The sequence below is a fragment of the Ruegeria sp. I3 genome (assembly GCF_056532525.1).
Window position 1 is genome coordinate 29,004 of sequence record NZ_JBQFNI010000012.1, and the last position, 17,374, is coordinate 46,377.

Below are 17,374 nucleotides of genomic sequence, written 5' to 3' on the forward strand. Positions count from 1 at the left end.
TCCCGTACAGGTGGCGAGGTCACCCGCAACACTGCACGGACCGTTTGATGGAGGAACAACCGTTTGCGCGATCGAAGGATTTGCCACTCCAATCGATGCACCCAAACCTATCGCACCGGCAGCAACTGGAGCAGCGAAAGCGCGATATGCAGCGGATTTTCCTTGATGGTATTTGCTCGTTTGCGCTTTGGAAAATGCCGCTGTACGACGGCGCGCTTTGCGGTTCAAACCGCTTACTCGTAACATCTTGTTCACCCCTTAAGAGTGGTCTGGAAACCACCGCAACTTTTTTGCGCGAAAACCTCCGCGTATTTGTTAGCAGCAAAAAAAAGATGGCTTTTTGATGTTCCGATTAACGATATATTAACGAACTTCTGAGCGGCCTATTGAATGATGCAAATTGATCACATGCATGCTCTGAAAAAACCGGCCAGCGGCAGCTCCCTACTTGGATCCGGTGGAATGATAGAATTATTCAAATAACCTCCATCTGTCTGCATGAATGCCAAACGGGTTTAGAACTCGTGCCCACTCGAATTTCTGCTGAGCGCTCTTAGCGCAGAACTTCGGATACAGGTCGAATGTCTGCAACGGGCCGTCAGCGCTTTCCATCAGGACATAAAGTCGTGTCGCCTGCTAGGTGGTCCAGAAGCGCGCGCACCCGAGTTGTAATGCGCCTGTTCTGTGGAAACAATGCAGCGACGACATATGGCGACACCCGGTTCTCCGGAAACAGCTCGACCAGATCGCCGGACCGTAAGGCATCTGCGACTGTATATGCCGGGCACCGTGCGATGGCGGCGCCTTGTTCAGCAAGGCGAGCCGACGCAGCGGGAGCATTCATTCGGAAGCGTCCAGTCACTTGGACAGCCTCTTCTTGGCCGCCGAACTCGAACCTCCACACTGTAGGCTCTGTCATATTGCCATCGAGGATGCACTCATGTTTGGCCAGTGCCCGGGGATGGTCCGGGCGCCCTGCGCGTTCCAAATAGGTGGGTGAGGCACAGACAACCAAGGGCATGCGGCCCAATTGCCGAACCTTGAGCGAGCTGTCCCGCATTGGGCCAATCCTTACAGCAAGGTCGAGGCCTTCTTCAACAATCGACGCTCTGCGATCAGAAAACTTCAGATCGAGCTCTACATGGGGGTGTTTCTCAGCGAATTTTGCGAGCGAAGGTACCAACCGCAATGCGCCAAACCCCGTTGGCGCCGAGATATGGATCACACCGCGAAGGGACGCCTGCTCATTTCTGACCCTGTCTTCGAGTTCGTCGAATCCGTCGAGAAGCGGCTCGCACAACATCAGGTATGTTGCACCCGCATCTGTCAACGACACGCTGCGGGTCGTGCGATTGAGCAGCTGTACACCAAGCGCGTTTTCCAGATCAGCTACGTACTTACTGACCAAACGCGCAGACCGCCCCATGCGCTGCGCAGCGACGGTGAACGACGTGTTCTTTGCAACCAGCGCAAAGGCCCGCATGCGGTCTATCTTGTCCATCCTATTGCGCCTTCTGAGGGCTTAAAGTTCGTCAAATATAGGAGATTATCATCAAGAAGCGCAATGTGTATTGCTTGTTCAACACCTGCAACCAACCGGAGAAACCCATGTCCAACGCTGTTCGTATTCACCATTTCGCCAAATCTGGCCATGCACACCGCGCTTTGGTCTTTGCGAAACTTGCCGGGATTGCATATGAGGTTGTTCCCGTCGATCTGGCAGCTGGCGCGCATAAGTCGCCTGAATTTCTTGCCATGAATCCAAATGGGCAAGTGCCCGTCCTTGAGGATGGCGAGGTTGTTGTGTCCGACTCGAACGCGATTCTTGTCTATCTTGCGCGGACATATGCGCCTGATTGGATACCGAGTGATGCGGTCGGAGAAGCAAACGTGCAGCGTTGGCTCACTTTAGCGGCTGGAGAGATTGCGTTTGGTTCTTGCGCTGCGCGGTTGATCACCGTCTTTGGCGCGCCGCTGGACCCGAACTTTGCAGCCGCGACTGCCGAAAAAGCGATGCAGAAACTGGAGCATGGGCTCACGGGCCGCGACTGGCTCGTCGGCGAAAAACCCACGATCGCTGATGTGGCTAACTACTCCTATACGGCACACGCGCCGGAGGGGAATGTCTCTCTCGAGCCATACCCGAATGTCCGTGCCTGGCTCGCTCGGTTTGAGGCCTTGCCCGGTTTTGAAGCGATGCCGGCGACGGCTGTTGGTCTTGTTGCAGAGTGAAAGGGCAAACCCATGACGATCGAAGCCCAACGGCATCCTTTGCCACCGTTCTCAAAAGAAACCGCCATTCAAAAGGTGCGCTTGGCTGAGGACGGCTGGAACGGCCGGGATCCGGCCAAGGTCGCGCTGGCCTACACGCCGGACAGCAAGTGGCGCAACCGGATCGAGTTTCCCCAAGGGCGCGATCAGATTGAGGAGTTCTTGACCCGGAAATGGGCCAAGGAACTGGACTACCGTCTGATCAAAGAGCTTTGGGCACATGACGGCAATCGCATCGCGGTCCGCTACGCCTATGAGTGCCACGATGACGGCGGAAACTGGTTCCGGGCCTATGGCAATGAAAATTGGGAGTTCGACAAGGATGGCTACATGGAACGCCGGTTTGCCAGCATCAATGAACGCCCCATCCAAGAGGCGGACAGAAAGTTCCGCTGGCCGCCGGGGCGCCGTCCGGATGACCACCCCGGTCTGAGCGATCTCGGGCTCTAGCGTGGCTCTGGTGAAAGGATCAAGCGATGGCACAGATACATAAATCGCACAGAGGTGAGTTGATGCTGCAAGAGCGGCGTCACACTCCCAAAGAGGTGAGCGATGCGATTCCGCACTACATCGAAAGCGATATGCCGAAACAGCATGCGGATTTCTTTGCGGGTCTGTCCTATTTGCCGCTCGCAACGCTTGATCGTAATGGGCGTCCGTGGGTCAGCCTTCTGGTTACACAATCAGACAGCGACCCTTCTGTTGGCATTCAGGTTGCGGGCCAGAACACCACGCATGTGGTCGCGGAAACCAATCCGCATGATCCCTTTGTGCGTGCTGTGAGCCAGGATCCCGCATCGGGCCTTGAAGCGCGGCTCTTTGCCGGGGTTGGGATCGATTTCGGTAACCGCCGACGAAACAAAATTGCGGGCTCCATACGTACCGCAGATGTCGAGGGCGAGGAGAAGATCAGGTTACAACTGTTGTCCGATCAGCACTTGGGGAACTGTCCAAAGTACATTACAGTCCGTTCCTTAGGGCACACGCGACGCAACCCTGAAATTATCCATGACGGCTTCGATGTGCACTCATCTGTGCTGTCGAATGAGGCCAAATCCGTCGTGGCGCGCGCCAGCACCTTGTTCTTGGCGACAAAACATACAAGCGATGCCACCACTGCAGGCGCTCAGACCGATATGGGCGTCAATCATCGCGGCGGCGCGCCCGGCTTTACCCGGCTCTACGAGGAGAACGACGGGGCGCGGGTTACGACCTATTTGGTTCTGCCCGATCATTCTGGCAATCGCTTCTACCAGTCGCTGGGCAATATCGAAACGGACCCGAAGGTTGGGCTGGTCTTTCCAGACTTTGAAACCGGTGAGATCCTCTACATTACGGGGGATGCTGAAAATCTGCTTGGGGATGACGCAGATGCGCTGATGCCGCGCGTGAGCCTGCTGACACGTATCAAGGTAACGGGCGCGGTTTTTGTGCGTGGAGGCCTAAACCTCAAGCAGGCATCAAAAGAGCAACTCTCCCCCTACAATCCGCCGGTCAAATATTTGCGCGCAGAGTTGGAGAAGATGGGGCATGCAATCAAGGCGCACGACGCCGCTATCCCGTTGACCGCCAAGCTTATCGCTACAAAACCCCTGTCCAGCACAATCAGTACCTTCGAATTCGAGTTGTCTGAGGCAATCAATGCCCCATTGCCCGGTGGCTTTGGCGTCTTTGACTTCTCCGACCTGGTGGACGCCGGATACAGCCACATGAACGAGACAAACCCTCAGCTTGTGAACGAGGACTACGTCCGCACATGGACGCTTTCCGGAGCGCCAAAGTTTGACGAAGAGAACAACGCGTTTCGCACGACCAATCGGATCAGTGTTACGGTCAAACGCAAACCAGGCGGTCTGATGTCCAACCTCTTGCACAACAACGCGGAGAAGCTGATCACGTACAATCTTCCAGTTAAATTCAAAGGCACCGGAGCGGGCTTTTCCTGTTTTTCCGAAGTGGCTGAGGGCAGCCCCCCAAAGTTCCCAGCAAAGATGCTTTGGATCGCGGGTGGCGTTGGCATCACCCCGTTCATGGTGATGTGGGACGGACTCAAACAAGTGGTGGAGGCTTACCCGCAGGACCAGCCCATCGATATCATGTTTCTGTTTTCCGGTCGGGACGATGACATTGCAGTTCTGCAGCACTTTGCGAAAAAAAACAGCTCTGTTTCGGACCAGGTGACACTACGTATTGTCGCGTTTCAAAGCGCAGGCGAAAACGCATTGGCTGCGAAATCCGCACGCGATGATCTGAACGCGACTTTCACCGACCAGCCGCTGAAGATTGAGGAGCGACGCATGCAAAGCGAAGACGTTCAATCGGTCGCGCATCTCGGAATGCGAGATGTGTACATGTGCGGTCCTGAAGCTATGATGACCAGTACGGAGGCGGCGCTCAACGGGCTGGGCGTTAAGGAAGCAAGACGCCACCGCGAGACATTTGTGTTTTGATAGGGAGACAAAAAGCCTGCCCATGACGTCTCCGGGCCGCATAATCAACTCTATGATTGGGTGTTGGAAAGGTTTTCACCAAGTCGAAACGATACCGGTTTCCTCAGTGCTGTCCCGGATCGATGATCGCTATGTGGGCTGCACTCACGGAAACTGATCGCTCCGTGCAAGGCCCGGTTTAGGCCGTTGGATGTATCGTGGAGAACGGGGAAGGCGCTTGCGCTGCGTCTGCGCTGAAGCCTGCAACGAGCCTGAAGCCGACCTGTTTAGACTCAAAGCAAATACGCTTTTAGCAAGACGTGTCTATTTTCGACTAAACAGCGCCTTGTGACTGATGTTGCAGCTTGCGGACTTTCCCTGGAGGCATGTTAAAAACCCGTTTGAATGCTTTGTTAAAAGAAGGTTCAGATAGGTACCCTATCTCAGCCACGATTTGCGAGATTGGTTGATCGGTAGCAATTAATCGTTCCCGCGCGAGATGCATTCGCCAAGTTGCGAGGTATTGTATTGCCGGCACACCGACGAGTTCGGTAAACCGTGCGGAAAATGCCGATCTGGACATACCTGCAACCTGTGCAAGAGACTCGACTGTCCAGTTTGCTGCAGGTGCGCGATGAATGGAAACAATGGTGCGGCCAATCTGTTGGTCTCTGGCGGCTTTCAGCCAACCTCGATTGGCGTCGGGCGCACTGTTCAACCATCGGCGAATAGCCTCGATGACAACCACATCGGCCAAGCGTGTAATCACTGTTTCGCCGCCCGGTCGTAATTCACGCGCCTCTCTTGCAATGAATTGCAAAGTTGCTTGTAGCCAGCTCCCTGCATCCTCTTCCCACGGATCGATTTTGAGTACGTCGGGAAGCAAGGCCATCAACATGCCGCTGGCTGCGTGATCTATCCTGACGAGCCCGTACATGATTCCGGTCTCGGCTCCACCGCCGCCGTGCTCTAGTGTTTCGTAGAGCTCGGTCACCTTGCGTATGGGCAGTTCTTCCAGTTTCAAAAGTGGGGTGTCTTTTGAGCTGGAGAACCCAACTGGCGCGCCATTTGTCATCAGAACCAAGTCGCCTTTCTCGACTTCAAACGGCACATCTTCTCCGACCCTCATAAAGCAACGCCCGTGCGTAATGACCGCAAAGCTCAGTATTTCGGGGAAACCCGGTATAGAAACGCCCCAAGGCGCAGACATGCGCGACTGGCAATAGAATGTACCCGTCAGTTTCAGAAGATGAAGAATTTCCCCGAGCGGATCACCGATTGGCTGCGCCATTGCATGGGGGTCGGGAATATGGGGGCTGATCTGGCTCACTGCACCAGACTGTTCGATATCTCCCCAATTGTCCACAATATTTGGATGAATGGATAAAAAGTCAGGACAATGCAGAATTCTTCGTCCTTCGTGCTTACCTATTTTGGGGTCATCGACTGATTTTACGGAGATGACCGATGACACAGCAAACCATTCTCGTACTTGGCGCAACAGGTAAAACCGGATCACGTATCGTGACGCGCCTTGAAGACAGAGGCCATGCAGTTCGGCGTGGATCGCGGAATAGCAAAACCCCATTTGATTGGGAAAAACCGCAGACATGGCCCGCAATCCTGGACGGTGTTTCTGCCGCCTATATTTCCTATTTTCCTGACATCGCCTTTCCGGGCGCGGTCGAGCAAGTTGCGGCCTTTTCGGCATTGGCTCGAGAAAAAGGACTGCAGCGACTTGTGCTGTTAACAGGTCGCGGAGAATTTCATGCCGAACGTGCCGAAGGGGTTGTTCGGAACTCCGGTGTGCCCTTTACGATCGTCCGTGCGGCGTGGTTTGCGCAAAACTACTCTGAAGGTGCATTGCTGGAGCCGGTAATGGCCGGTGTGTTGCCCATGCCCGCAGGTGACGTGCGTGAACCGATTATCGACGTGGACGACATTGCCGACGTTGCCGTCGCCGCCTTGACCGAGGAAGGACACACTGGCGAGCTGTATGAAGTTACAGGGCCGCGTCTCATGACATTTGCCGAAATGGCTGCCGAGCTTTCGCGCGCAATGGGTAGAACCGTGCAATATGTGCCGATTTCGTTTGAAGACTTCCATGCGGAAATCATCAACGCGAGCGGAGAGATGATTGCTGACGTGATTACTGACATAGCGAGGGAAACGCTTGATGGTCGCAATGCGAACACTGCGGACGGTGTTCAACGTGCCTTGGGGAGAGCTCCGCGCGATTTCTCTGATTTTGCTGATGAAGCCGCAAAGTCTGGCGCTTGGACACAAGCTGCATGAGTCGGTCTGACTACAAAGGAACACAATCATGACGTTTGACGTAAAACGCAGGCTTGTCCTGGGGTTGGCGGGTCTTGTTGCAGCCACCCTGGGGCTGATCATCACGCTGGCCCCACTGGCCTTTTACTCCAGCTACGGCATTGATATTTCGCCGCAGCCGAACTCGATGAGCGAATTGCGCGCACCTGCTGCCAATCTGGCTGCACTTGGCCTGATCATCCTGTCGGGAGCGCTATACCAAAAGATGGCCCAGACATCAGCTTGGCTTGGAGCCACTGTGTTCTTCGCCTTTGCCGCGGGGCGCGTGGTCAGCATTATGCTTGATGGACGACCATCGGACAGCATCCTTTCTGCTCTTGGGATAGAGATGGCACTTGGACTGATGTGTTTGTGGGCCGCAAGCAAAGGGCGGCTAACGAAAGCTGGCATGCACCTCATGTCGTCGCGTAAACTCCGGACTTGAGACTCAGTGAAAGCTGCCTGTGTGCATTTGGCCATTCACGGATACAGAGTGGGTGGCCAATATATCAGAGTGACTCCGCGACATACTGAATGGCTGGCGCTACTGATTGTGAGTTATGACATTAAAACCTTCTTCGGGTGATGGTGCCTCGAAATACCTCGCTAAACGCCAATATTGATCTTCCGTTGCTGCAAAGGCATGCGCACCTTCACTGTTGCGCTTGTGCAGCCGGCGCAGACAAACCTCATCCGGCAAGTCCAAAAAGTGAAGCTGGTGCGTCGCAGCAGTTTCTTCCAGCAGCTTGCGCATCCAGGCTCTGTTTTCAATTGTGTTCGCCGGAAAGTCGAGAATGACAGAAACCTCTGCCTTCAGCAACGATGCGATGTGCCGCCCCATGACCGGCCGCAATTTCAAAGCGCAATTTACATAATCCTGCAGGGAGTTCATCTGGTCGCCGAATAGGACGCTAAGCCATTCATCTTCTGAAATGAGCACCGCCCCGCCGCTATTCGCAAGTTTCGCCGCCAGACTTGATTTTCCTGAGGCGACTTTACCACAAAGCAAGTGAAGCGTTGGTTGGACCTGTGACATAGGGTGAACTCCCGGATTACCTAATGGCCCCTGTGCTCAGTTGATCTGCAAGTTGATCAAACACCAACCTGATCCTTCGCGCAGTATGTAATTCCGAGTGCGTCGCCAGCCAAATCGGGAACTTAAACGGCTCTCGGTCGGGTAGCACGCGCTCCACACCTGGTGTCAAGGCAGCCACGTCATCCGACATTACACTGATGCCAAACCCTTGGCGCACCAGCTCCCAGGATACAATTCCGCTTTGCGAGCCAATCCGGAAACTCTTTCGAGTGACCTTAATGCCCGCCGGATCGAGAAAGCCGATCATCGTGTCAATGTCGCCAAACCCCACGAAATCCAACTTCGCGAGCTCGTTTTCATTTTTCGGCCTTCCCAACTGATCAAGGTACGCAGGTGCTGCGTAAAAATGTGCCGTCGCCTCGGCGACAAGCTTTGCGGTCAGATCTGGTTGCGTCGGGCGTACATGTCGGATGGCGATATCAGCCTCACGTCTCTGTATGTCTCGTAAGTCATTAGCAGCTACGACGTCGATCTCAAGACGCGGTGCTGCAAGTCGGATCTTTTTCAGTATAGGCGGCAGCTGATAGGCAGACATCACATCTGACGCGGTGATCCTGACTTGCCCTTCGACAGTTTGCGACTGGCTTGTAGCAGTAAGGGAGATCCTGTGCGCGACATCCGCCATTTCTCTGACATGCAACAAAAGCTCGGCGCCAGCGGTCGTTAAACTAAGCGATTTACCAACTCTTTCGAACAGGGTGATCCCAAGCGCCAATTCCAGCGCCGCAACCTGACGACCGACAGTAGGTTGAGTTTGCTTGAGAACGCGCGCCGCTGCGGAAAACGAGCCTTCCTCAGCTGTCGCAAGAAAGGTCCGTACCTGATTCCAGTCGAAATTGATGGCATTCCAGTTCATGCATTTATGCATAACACTTCTACGAATTATGGCAATTTAATAAATGTGCGTATGGATGTATGGGATGCGACAACAAACTTGAAAGAGAGTAATAAAATGGCTGCTTTGTCCAAAGATGCCGCGTTCTGGAGCAGAATCTCGCGAAAGTATGCGGCGGACCCAATCCGGAACATGGAAGGGTATCTGAACACACTCGAACGTACGAAGTCGCACCTAAAAGCAGAAGACAGTGTACTGGAAATCGGTTGCGGGACGGGTTCAACCGCGCTGTTGCTTGCACCGCATGTCAACCATATCACCGCCTCGGATCTCGCTCCGGGCATGATCGAGATTGCCAACGAGAAGCGTGCTAAAGAAGGATTGGAGAATGTCACTTTCAAGGTGGCCGAAGTTCTCGAGCACGATCCTGTTGAAGGTGGTTACGATGCGGTTTTGGCGCATAACCTGCTTCATCTCCTGCCTGATTTGGATCAAGCGCTAGAGCATATTGCCAAATTGACAAAATCCGGTGGGGTTTTCATATCCAAAACGGTGTGTGCGCCTGAGAATGGTGGGTTCAAGTATGCGATGATCAGTCGTGTCGCGATCCCTATCATGCAGTTTTTTGGGAAAGCCCCGTTTGTGAATTTCGTTTCTATGTCGATGCTTGATAGGAAAATTGAGCGGGCAGGCTTTGAAATCCTGTATACTTCCGATCAAGCCTCGATGCTCCAGAGTCGTTATGTTGTTGCGCAAAAACCTTGAAGCTCTAGTTCATTCAGCTTTGCAAGTGGAAACGCTATCTGTGTCACATCACCAGTAACAGTAAATTCCTGAATGAATGGACTGCATTCAGGTTTGTTTCCACCTTTAGAAAGCTATTGCGATTGGCGGCGTTGCCCGAAAACCATGAGTTAATAAGAACCAGATGTTGCGGCCGCGGCGAAAGTAAGGTCTGTCGGGCCGCAATTCAGCGTTGAGAACTGTTTGCCAATAGAAGGTCTGAGCCGTCCACACGAACGGCCCAAGTGTTTAGATTTCGATAGCTTCTGCAATGGCAAATCACCTAGCGATGGTCCAAAGCGCCATTTGATCGGTTTTTCCGCGGGCATTGTAGGCGGGAAGTTGGGATAGCATTTTGTTAACTTCATCGGACAGTTGTTCCCTGACAGCATCCGAGATCACCACTTCTACTCCGAAGTCTCTGGCAGCACTTTCTATCCGGGCGACGGTGTTCATTGTGTCGCCCAGCAAGGCTACCTCCTTTTTCCATGTCCCGATCTCACCTGCCGCAACCGGCCCACAATGTAAAGCCACCCTGATCTTTGCCTCTTGCCCAAATCTGGCGACGTATTCTTCGGTCTTACTCTCTAACGTGCGGGGCATTTCCTTCGCGCACGCAAAACTCCGTTCGTAACTCTTCGGGCTCGCTGTCGGCCATGTCACGATGACTGCGTCTCCCACGTATCGATGCACTTCGCCCCCACTGCTCTCTATGGGCTGGGACAGATCGTAGGACACGTCAGAAAGGAACTCGTGGAATCTCAAATCGCCAATCCGCTCCGCGAGCGAGGTCGACCCTACCAGGTCGGCAAAAAGAACAATTCGGTTTTCTAGCCGGGGGCGTCGATATTGTCCGGTGAAGATTGCCAAAGTTGCCTCCCGGCCTAACAGCCTTAGCAGTTCAACTGACGTGGAAATGACAGAAGCGATCGCAGCGGATAGAGCAAAGTTGAATGCAAACTCAGGTTCCTGCCAGAGTCTCTGATCAAGCAGTACGCGCGCGGGAAGTATGATCCCGATAACGATAATCAGACTATAAGTGACGGCCCTAAACCCGATTATGACGATAAGCGGGGTCTGCCGCAGCCATCGGATCGATTGATTAGAGAGAAAGGTGAGCTCAACCGTTAGGCATCCTGCACCAATGATTAACCCGGTCAAACTGCCGACAATTGCATCCACTGGTTTCTCGTATCCGTCTAGGAATATGAGAGGCGTGAGCGCGCCAATGCAAATAGAAACTGCAATGACCTTCAAAGCAAAAATCGCTGTTAGTCTGTCGATCAACGCTGCCCCCGGAACGAGAATTCTCTGTTTTGCTATCAGAATCGTTGGGTGGCGGGAACGTGAACTTCAAGGGTCGGCGCATTCACTTTGTCACGCGGAGAATTCATAGGCAAATGCAGCGAATTGGCGCTTTGACCCGCAAAACGTACGAAGTCTGCCATCCCGCCTTGCGATTGCGCCGATAGTCCGGTCTGACGGGCCGCGCCGCAGCGCCCTCAAGGTCGGTCAAAGGCCTAGTATGGGCCGTTGAATGCAATCCAGTTGGCTCGCGCTTCCGATTGTCGAACGCGCTTTAGTGCGTCTACCCACGTTCACGAGTGCCGCGAGTGCCAGATAAACGAGTGAGTGCTTTTTCATGATTCTGTGCGAAATTGTTGGGTTCGACGGTGAGTCTGTCGGGCGACCGGATTGAAGGCCCTGCGTTGGATCAAGCAAAGCTCCCACCGCGGGGTGTTATCATTGGATTGTCGGACGCCGCGATTGCCTGCAGGCACCTTTTCTCTAAGCGGTCTGGCTTATACCCCAGACCAATTCTAGAAACGGCGACATTTGGATGATGCTGAATGGTCTATCACCGAGTGAAATGACGTGACGCGTGCAATGGTTTTCATGGCGCTGGTCGCGAAAAGCTTTACGATATTGCCGACAGAAACCGATCCGAAAAGGATCAGGGATTGTACGCATGATCGACGCGTGCTGGTGTTCCTCGACATCGCAAAAAGCGGACGTCGCCGATGGTGCAGCATGGAAACCTGTGGCAATTGCAGCAAGGCTGCCGCATTCAGAGCAGACTTACACCAGTAAGGTTTTAGCTTAGGAACTGCTCAATCACGGCTGCTTGTTGCTTTTTTCCATCCGGGTCTGCTTCGGTTTTCAGGCGAGTAAACGCCTCACCCCAGTTTGAAGTGCGAACGCGGATCGGCGGGTCAGAGGCTTCAATCACGCCCAAGACAACTGATGCCACTTGTTCCGAAGTTTGATAGATATCGCTGCCATCCATTCGCGCCTGAGCGCCGCCAATATACTTCTGGAGAATAGGTAGATACTCATCCTCAAGCATCCCGCCCGTGGCCTCGACATGTTTCAGCACATTGGTCGCAAACTCGGATTGAATACCGCCCGGTTCAACTGTCGAGAAATGGATACCGAAATTGGGCGTGACGTAGCTGGCCAAAGCCTCAGTGTACCCCTCAACCGCGAACTTTGCGGCGCAGTAGATCTCGTTGAACGGCTGACCCACTAGGCCGCCTACGGATGAGATTGTGATGACGTGGCCCGAGCGTGCTGCGCGCATGTGTGGCATCACCGCTTTTGTGCAGCGCACGACTCCCATGAAATTCACATCCATGACCCAGGCGACGTCTTCTTCGCTGGCTTGTTCGGTTGTGCGGACAAATCCAGCGCCTGCATTGTTGATCAGCTTATCGATCCTCCCCTCGTTCGCGATGATCTGATCGACTGCGGCGTTTACGCTGGCGCTGTCCTGTACGTCCAGCTCAAGCACGTTGAAATTGACGCTAGCGTCAGAGGCGGCCGCATCCAAGATGCCGCGCTTGGCGAGGTTTCGCATAGTCGCGTAGACAGTATGGCCCGCTTGGGCCGCTTGTACGGCGATTTGAACACCAAGGCCGGTTGACGTGCCGGTGATCAGAATGACTTTGGGCATAATGGAAGCTCCGAATATCAAATGAATTGCTTGCGGCAACGATCCGATGTGTCGGGGCGAAGGTCAACAGCGGGACTTCAAAACGCCCAAAGCCTCATCGAAGGTATTCACATTCTCTTCTGCGCGTGCGGTCAGATGTGCGCCTTCCAAAAGGGCCAGTATCGCGCGGGACTCCGAGATCGGATCGGTGATACCGGTGATTGACTTGTCCTCTTGGCCAAGCTTCAGGATCTCTTCGATTTGGGTAACCATCATGGCGCGGAATTTTCTGATCTTTTGGATCACGTCATCCGATAGGCTTTCACGGCTGCTGATGAGCGACACGCAGAGACACAAGGTTTTCCCGTCATTGAGTGCATCCCGGTAGAGGTCGATCAGGGCCAGCAATTGCTCGGCCCCGGTTTTGTGTTCTACCCGGATACGGTTGCACTCTGCCTGCAGGGTCTCATGATAGCGACCCATGAGTGCCGCCGACAGCGCTGCTTTGGTCGGGAAATGATAGTGGATTGACGCCTTGCGAATACCCACCGCCTCTGCCAGATCGGCATAGCTGAACCCGTCAAACCCCCTCGCGCGCGCGGCGTGTTCGGCAACATCCAAAAGGGCAGTCTTGGTATCACTCGTCATACGTGCTCAAACCTTTTCCGTCATGATCAGGGCCAGCGCGTTTTCCGCAGACTCCAGGGCGCCTTCGATATAGCCCCCGAACTGTGGTGCGACTTCGGTCCCGCCAAAGATTAGTCGGCCATCCCACAGAGGGGTCATCGCATGGGGCAGCCCGTATTGCGGATGAGCGTATAACGGCTGTTGATCCGCTTCGATAGAGGTGAACGGGTCAAAGGCCCAATCTTTAACAAAGAGTGTCTTTGGCTCCGCAGCTTCGGCGCCGAACAGCCTGGACAGTTGCTCTTTGAGCAACTGCCGCAGCCGTTCTTCGTTGCTACGGGTGCGCGGGGATAAGCCGATAAAGCCGAACAACGCGTAAGGCCCGCCCTCGGCAGGGGAGGCGTCGTGTATTTCCACCATCGGCCCCCTGCGGCTCATCGCGTCACCGGACAGCCCGGCCGTGCGCCAGAACGGGGTATCATAGACAGCGATGACTTTGGCCTGTCCGGCCATCCAAGTCGCGATCCCGATCATCGCCGCCAAAGCCTCATCTGGTATAGCAGGTGAGAACGCGATCTTGCTCGCCACGCGAGGAGGGAGGGCCAGTACGACTTTCTGAGCATGGATGACCTGCCCAGTTTGAGCGGTCGCGGTGATCCCAGTCGCAGACTTCACTAACCCGACGATAGGCGCGGATAAGATGAGCCGCTTCGGCGGTATCTCAGCGGCAAGCGCATCAGTGAGGGCGCCCAGACCACCTTTCAAGCGATAAGACCCTTGCATCGAGGCAAACCCGCGATCGCGCTCGACCTGGCCGATCTCGTTTTCAAAGCTGAGTGCGCCTGTTGAATATTGCTCGAACCACTCCAGTCCGAGCCGCTTTATTAACGCTGCAATACGCGGCTGTCCGGGCCAGAACCAGGCTGGACCCATGTCGAAATACCCACCCTCCAGCCTTTCCGTCAGGATACGCCCGCCCGGACGATCCCGCGCTTCGACCAGCAGGTAGTCATGGCTTTGTGTCTGTAGCTGTCGCGCAAGGCAGAGGCCAGAAAGGCCTGCGCCAATGATCAGAGTTTGGGTCTGCATCGCTCAGAACCCCTCAGATGCCGGGCGCAGGTCCAGCTCATGGGTCAAGGTGGACTGCGGTTGATGAGCCAGCTGCCAGTAGGCCTCGGCAATCTCGTCCGGTTTCATCATCTTCGACGGATCCAGCGAGTGCAAATCCCTCGAGCGGGGTGTATCGATGATCCCGTCCAGAACGACGTGCGAGATATGTACGCCAGCCGGTTGATATTCACGTGCCAGCGATTGTGTCAGCCCGCGCAGGGCGAACTTAGCCGACGCAAAAGCGGAAAACCGTGGGCCGCCGCGCAGCGACGCTGTGGCCCCCGAAACGATCAGCGCGCCACCACCGCCGCGCACCATCGGTTGCAGAACACATTGCCCCAGCAGGACCAAAGATTGCACCATTGATGTCCACGTTCTCTGATAGTCTTCCAATGCGGTTTCGGGGAATGGCGCGATCACCAGCTCAGCCGTATTGTGTACCACGATCTTCGGCGGGCCATTCGTAGCGATCAATTCAGAAATCACTGGCGCAACCGCACTCGGATCGGACAGATCGACCTGATGAAACGGCGCGATCGTTTCCTGCGGCTGCGTCCGTCCAAGACCAATGGCCGTCATGCCACCTGCCTGAAACCGCGCGAGAAGGGACTGGCCAAGGCCAGCCCCCGCACCGGCGACAATCGCCAGAGGTTTCTTGCTACTCATGAATTATACCACCGGTGGCTGTGCAAAGGGCAGGTGGCCAGTCTTTATCCAGACCTTCGCCCCGTCTGGGCCAGCCATAGCCGACAGCGCTTCACCCTCAGGCAGGCGTAGCCAGTCGTTCTTTTTCAGAACGTCACCGCCTGAGGTCAGCGATCCGCCAATCATTAACAGCTCGATACCACCCGGCGCATTCGAAGTAATCTCGGTGCCTGCATCAACATGGCTGTAAGTGACAACCTCGCGGTCATCCTTGTGCAGTGTCGCGGTGGCGACCCCGTTCACGGGTGCGGCCAGTTCGTCGGCCATGGTTTTGCGGAACTGATTGCGGTCCTCCATGTCGAACTGCCAGAGTTTGACGAAGATCGTGCAGCCGGGTTCTGAGCCGGGCGTGTGCCCGGTTGTGGGCGGATTGCGCACATAGGTGCCTTCCGGGAAATCGCCATGCTCATCCTGAAAGACGCCGTCCAGAACGATGAACTCTTCACCGCCTGTATGGGTGTGGGCCGAAAACTTGCTGCCTGGTGCATAGCGCACAATGGTGGTGGCGCGGGCGACTTCGCCACCAATTCGGTCCAGCATGCGCCGGTCCACACCCTTCATGGGCGAGGCCTGCCACTCAAGCTGATCAGAGTGAACAACGACACGCGAAGAGAAGTCCGAGTTGAGTTCCATGGGAGGGGTCCTTTCAACTTAAATGGCAGTTCTCGCTTAGCCGGCGATAGATGGACGGGCCGCCATCTTAGCACGCCAAGCTTGCAGGTTGGTCAGGGTTTCAGGAATTTCAACTTTGGCAAAATCGGCGAAGGCCAATCCTGCAAAGGCGGTGATATCAGCCACCGAGAATGTGTCTCCGGCCAAGTATTCATTCTCGGCCAGAACCGAGTCCAGATAGGCCATAGTGTTTCCGGCAACCTCTTTCTGTTTGTTGCCCCATTCGGCGCATTGATAGGTTTCCAGGTCCGGGCCGAGGCCAGGTGTGGCATGGTGGAAGTAGGTGCCGACCGCATTCAACAGACCGTTTTCCGCGCGCAGGTTCATCATCGAGATTCGGGCGCGCTCTTGCGCAGTCACGCCGGTCAATGATGGGCCATCGAAGGTTGCGTCGATATATTCAGTGATCGCGTTGCATTGAGCGATGTGCGATCCATCTTCCAGTTCCAAACAAGGCACCGCGGCATCGGGGTTTTTGGCTTTGAACTCAGGCGTACGATGTTCGCCGCCCATCACATCCACAGGGATGAATTCAACTTTGTCTGACGCACCTTTTTCAGCCAGCGCAATACGAACACGGGCAGGGTTCGGGAACCCTTCGACGTCATAAATCTTCATCTGAGTACCTCCGTCAGGGCTTGCAATATTATCTACCTATCAATAGGTAGATAATATTGCAAGCCTTTATTACGTCTTGTCAGATTGAATTGCTCTGATGGTCTTGTCAAAAGAACTTTGTTTGAGTGGGGCAGGGGTATTGCGTAGCTATTGCCCATTACCGGACCTGCTTCTTTCAAATACTATAAACACCTGTCCTGAGATCATCCGCCTTGCGGTGATGCAGTACAACCGTTTCTCGCTCTCGCTTCGGAATGTCGAAGATCTGCTGCACGAGCGAGGTATCGATGTCAGCCACGAAACTGTCCGCTATTGGTGGAACAGGTTTGGCCCGATGTTTGCCTCTGAGATCCGAAGAAAGCGGGTGCAACAACTGCGCGCATTCTCGAAATGGAAGTGGCATGTGGATGAGGTTTTGTGAAGGTTAATGGCAAGAAGCATTACCTCTGGCGGGTCGTAGATCATGAGGGCAAGGTGCTGGGAGCCGTTGTCACCAAACGCCGAAACAAAGTTGCAGCGCTGAAATTCCTCAAGACATTGATGAAGCGACACGGTAAAGCGGAAAACGTTGTCACAGATCGCTTCGCCTCATATAGAACCGCTTTCAGAGAGCTTGGTACTGACAAAAAACAGAAAACGGGCTGGTGGCTCAGCAACTGCGTCGAGAATTCGCACCTGCCTTTCCGACGACGCGAACGCGCCATGCAACGTTTCAGGCGGATGCGAAGTTTGCAGAAGCTCGCCGCCGTCAGCTCCTCTGTCTACAACCACTTCAACGAGAAAGAGCGCTTGCCAGCCGAGGCACCTTCAAGCTGATACTCACCGCCGCTCTCGCCGAGTGGCGGGGTCTTTGTGACGAATGAAGGACAGCTATACTGGCCTAGCTGAGACTGGTTCGAATCCCTGTCTCCCCGCCACTCATACCTGTCTCAATCCAGTTGTGTTTTCTGACCCGGAATTGTGCCGCAATTCCCGCGAGTTGG

The 17,374-nt window shown here is 54.7% G+C and carries 19 protein-coding genes and 1 pseudogene; 9 read left to right on the forward strand and 11 right to left on the reverse strand.

From position 1 onward, the window contains the following. Positions 1–47 precede the first annotated feature (47 nt). Positions 48–344, forward strand: coding sequence for a hypothetical protein (locus ACR0L9_RS19590; protein ID WP_480896477.1), 297 nt, complete (start codon positions 48–50; stop codon positions 342–344). 254 nt (positions 345–598) lie between these two features. Here ACR0L9_RS19590 and ACR0L9_RS19595 read toward each other — a convergent pair whose 3' ends face one another. Then, on the reverse strand, positions 599–1,501 hold the full coding sequence (locus tag ACR0L9_RS19595) for a LysR family transcriptional regulator (protein WP_170626552.1): 903 nt from the start codon (positions 1,499–1,501) through the stop codon (positions 599–601). A 107-nt stretch (positions 1,502–1,608) separates the two neighbouring features. Here ACR0L9_RS19595 and ACR0L9_RS19600 point away from each other — a divergent pair, with 107 nt between their 5' ends. From ACR0L9_RS19600 to ACR0L9_RS19610, 3 genes are read left to right on the forward strand one after another with little or no spacing between them, the layout of a single operon-like run. Further along, a complete protein-coding gene (locus ACR0L9_RS19600) occupies positions 1,609–2,232 on the forward strand; it encodes a glutathione S-transferase family protein (RefSeq protein WP_480896479.1) in 624 nt (207 codons plus the stop codon). A gap of 12 nt (positions 2,233–2,244) precedes the next feature. Next, positions 2,245–2,721: a nuclear transport factor 2 family protein gene (locus ACR0L9_RS19605; protein ID WP_480896480.1), complete on the forward strand. Its 477-nt coding sequence runs from the start codon at positions 2,245–2,247 to the stop codon at positions 2,719–2,721. A gap of 26 nt (positions 2,722–2,747) precedes the next feature. Then, complete coding sequence (locus ACR0L9_RS19610) at positions 2,748–4,721, forward strand: pyridoxamine 5'-phosphate oxidase family protein (protein ID WP_480896481.1); 1,974 nt, start codon at positions 2,748–2,750, stop codon at positions 4,719–4,721. A 313-nt stretch (positions 4,722–5,034) separates the two neighbouring features. Here the strand turns inward: ACR0L9_RS19610 and ACR0L9_RS19615 are convergent, their stop codons facing one another. Then, the gene (locus tag ACR0L9_RS19615; RefSeq protein WP_480896483.1) at positions 5,035–6,174 is read right to left on the reverse strand and encodes an AraC family transcriptional regulator; all 1,140 of its coding nucleotides are present in this window, start codon (positions 6,172–6,174) and stop codon (positions 5,035–5,037) included. Here ACR0L9_RS19615 and ACR0L9_RS19620 point away from each other — a divergent pair. Continuing rightward, a complete protein-coding gene (locus ACR0L9_RS19620; RefSeq protein WP_170402603.1) occupies positions 6,168–6,995 on the forward strand; it encodes an NmrA family NAD(P)-binding protein in 828 nt (275 codons plus the stop codon). The genes ACR0L9_RS19615 and ACR0L9_RS19620 overlap by 7 nt on opposite strands. 28 nt (positions 6,996–7,023) lie before the next feature. Beyond that, the gene (locus ACR0L9_RS19625) at positions 7,024–7,458 is read left to right on the forward strand and encodes a DUF4345 domain-containing protein (protein WP_480896484.1); all 435 of its coding nucleotides are present in this window, start codon (positions 7,024–7,026) and stop codon (positions 7,456–7,458) included. Positions 7,459–7,557: 99 nt separating this feature from the next. On the opposite strand, the gene ACR0L9_RS19630 is transcribed toward ACR0L9_RS19625, so the two are convergent. After that, positions 7,558–8,049: a P-loop nucleotide/nucleoside kinase family protein gene (locus ACR0L9_RS19630; protein WP_480896485.1), complete on the reverse strand. Its 492-nt coding sequence runs from the start codon at positions 8,047–8,049 to the stop codon at positions 7,558–7,560. A 16-nt stretch (positions 8,050–8,065) separates the two neighbouring features. Next, a complete protein-coding gene (locus ACR0L9_RS19635; RefSeq protein WP_480896486.1) occupies positions 8,066–8,965 on the reverse strand; it encodes a LysR family transcriptional regulator in 900 nt (299 codons plus the stop codon). Between the two features lie 51 nt (positions 8,966–9,016). Here ACR0L9_RS19635 and ACR0L9_RS19640 point away from each other — a divergent pair, with 51 nt between their 5' ends. Continuing rightward, positions 9,017–9,709, forward strand: coding sequence for a class I SAM-dependent methyltransferase (locus ACR0L9_RS19640; protein WP_480504124.1), 693 nt, complete (start codon positions 9,017–9,019; stop codon positions 9,707–9,709). 297 nt (positions 9,710–10,006) lie between these two features. On the opposite strand, the gene ACR0L9_RS19645 is transcribed toward ACR0L9_RS19640, so the two are convergent. Next, positions 10,007–11,014, reverse strand: a complete 1,008-nt coding sequence (locus ACR0L9_RS19645) for an adenylate/guanylate cyclase domain-containing protein (protein ID WP_480896487.1) — start codon at positions 11,012–11,014, stop codon at positions 10,007–10,009. A gap of 609 nt (positions 11,015–11,623) precedes the next feature. Between ACR0L9_RS19645 and ACR0L9_RS19650 the strand changes: the two genes are divergently transcribed. Beyond that, a complete protein-coding gene (locus ACR0L9_RS19650) occupies positions 11,624–11,818 on the forward strand; it encodes a CGNR zinc finger domain-containing protein (RefSeq protein ID WP_480459946.1) in 195 nt (64 codons plus the stop codon). Positions 11,819–11,822: 4 nt separating this feature from the next. Here the strand turns inward: ACR0L9_RS19650 and ACR0L9_RS19655 are convergent, their stop codons facing one another. The 6 genes from ACR0L9_RS19655 to ACR0L9_RS19680 form a co-directional block, all read right to left on the reverse strand. Further along, on the reverse strand, positions 11,823–12,680 hold the full coding sequence (locus tag ACR0L9_RS19655; protein WP_480896488.1) for an SDR family oxidoreductase: 858 nt from the start codon (positions 12,678–12,680) through the stop codon (positions 11,823–11,825). 63 nt (positions 12,681–12,743) lie between these two features. Next, complete coding sequence (locus ACR0L9_RS19660; protein ID WP_480896489.1) at positions 12,744–13,307, reverse strand: TetR/AcrR family transcriptional regulator; 564 nt, start codon at positions 13,305–13,307, stop codon at positions 12,744–12,746. Positions 13,308–13,313: 6 nt separating this feature from the next. After that, the gene (locus ACR0L9_RS19665) at positions 13,314–14,375 is read right to left on the reverse strand and encodes a flavin monoamine oxidase family protein (protein WP_480896491.1); all 1,062 of its coding nucleotides are present in this window, start codon (positions 14,373–14,375) and stop codon (positions 13,314–13,316) included. A 3-nt stretch (positions 14,376–14,378) separates the two neighbouring features. Beyond that, positions 14,379–15,062, reverse strand: coding sequence for an SDR family NAD(P)-dependent oxidoreductase (locus tag ACR0L9_RS19670; RefSeq protein WP_480896493.1), 684 nt, complete (start codon positions 15,060–15,062; stop codon positions 14,379–14,381). A gap of 3 nt (positions 15,063–15,065) precedes the next feature. Further along, positions 15,066–15,734, reverse strand: coding sequence for a cupin domain-containing protein (locus ACR0L9_RS19675; protein ID WP_480896494.1), 669 nt, complete (start codon positions 15,732–15,734; stop codon positions 15,066–15,068). Between the two features lie 36 nt (positions 15,735–15,770). Further along, entirely contained in the window at positions 15,771–16,391 is a 621-nt protein-coding gene (locus tag ACR0L9_RS19680; RefSeq protein ID WP_480896495.1) for a glutathione S-transferase family protein, read from the reverse strand. Between the two features lie 156 nt (positions 16,392–16,547). Between ACR0L9_RS19680 and ACR0L9_RS19685 the strand changes: the two are divergent. Next, positions 16,548–17,254: pseudogene (locus ACR0L9_RS19685) on the forward strand (IS6 family transposase). The last annotated feature ends 120 nt before the right edge of the window (positions 17,255–17,374 follow it).

What these genes read in the sequence shown, in the direction of transcription:
- ACR0L9_RS19590 (WP_480896477.1), top strand. Translation starts at nt 48, where the DNA reads ATGGAGGAACAACCGTTTGCGCGATCGAAGGATTTGCCACTCCAATCG.
- ACR0L9_RS19595 (WP_170626552.1), bottom strand. Translation starts at nt 1,501, where the DNA reads ATGGACAAGATAGACCGCATGCGGGCCTTTGCGCTGGTTGCAAAGAAC.
- ACR0L9_RS19600 (WP_480896479.1), top strand. Translation starts at nt 1,609, where the DNA reads ATGTCCAACGCTGTTCGTATTCACCATTTCGCCAAATCTGGCCATGCA.
- ACR0L9_RS19605 (WP_480896480.1), top strand. Translation starts at nt 2,245, where the DNA reads ATGACGATCGAAGCCCAACGGCATCCTTTGCCACCGTTCTCAAAAGAA.
- ACR0L9_RS19610 (WP_480896481.1), top strand. Translation starts at nt 2,748, where the DNA reads ATGGCACAGATACATAAATCGCACAGAGGTGAGTTGATGCTGCAAGAG.
- ACR0L9_RS19620 (WP_170402603.1), top strand. Translation starts at nt 6,168, where the DNA reads ATGACACAGCAAACCATTCTCGTACTTGGCGCAACAGGTAAAACCGGA.
- ACR0L9_RS19625 (WP_480896484.1), top strand. Translation starts at nt 7,024, where the DNA reads ATGACGTTTGACGTAAAACGCAGGCTTGTCCTGGGGTTGGCGGGTCTT.
- ACR0L9_RS19630 (WP_480896485.1), bottom strand. Translation starts at nt 8,049, where the DNA reads ATGTCACAGGTCCAACCAACGCTTCACTTGCTTTGTGGTAAAGTCGCC.
- ACR0L9_RS19635 (WP_480896486.1), bottom strand. Translation starts at nt 8,965, where the DNA reads ATGAACTGGAATGCCATCAATTTCGACTGGAATCAGGTACGGACCTTT.
- ACR0L9_RS19640 (WP_480504124.1), top strand. Translation starts at nt 9,017, where the DNA reads ATGGATGTATGGGATGCGACAACAAACTTGAAAGAGAGTAATAAAATG.
- ACR0L9_RS19650 (WP_480459946.1), top strand. Translation starts at nt 11,624, where the DNA reads ATGGCGCTGGTCGCGAAAAGCTTTACGATATTGCCGACAGAAACCGAT.
- ACR0L9_RS19655 (WP_480896488.1), bottom strand. Translation starts at nt 12,680, where the DNA reads ATGCCCAAAGTCATTCTGATCACCGGCACGTCAACCGGCCTTGGTGTT.
- ACR0L9_RS19660 (WP_480896489.1), bottom strand. Translation starts at nt 13,307, where the DNA reads ATGACGAGTGATACCAAGACTGCCCTTTTGGATGTTGCCGAACACGCC.
- ACR0L9_RS19665 (WP_480896491.1), bottom strand. Translation starts at nt 14,375, where the DNA reads ATGCAGACCCAAACTCTGATCATTGGCGCAGGCCTTTCTGGCCTCTGC.
- ACR0L9_RS19670 (WP_480896493.1), bottom strand. Translation starts at nt 15,062, where the DNA reads ATGAGTAGCAAGAAACCTCTGGCGATTGTCGCCGGTGCGGGGGCTGGC.
- ACR0L9_RS19675 (WP_480896494.1), bottom strand. Translation starts at nt 15,734, where the DNA reads ATGGAACTCAACTCGGACTTCTCTTCGCGTGTCGTTGTTCACTCTGAT.
- ACR0L9_RS19680 (WP_480896495.1), bottom strand. Translation starts at nt 16,391, where the DNA reads ATGAAGATTTATGACGTCGAAGGGTTCCCGAACCCTGCCCGTGTTCGT.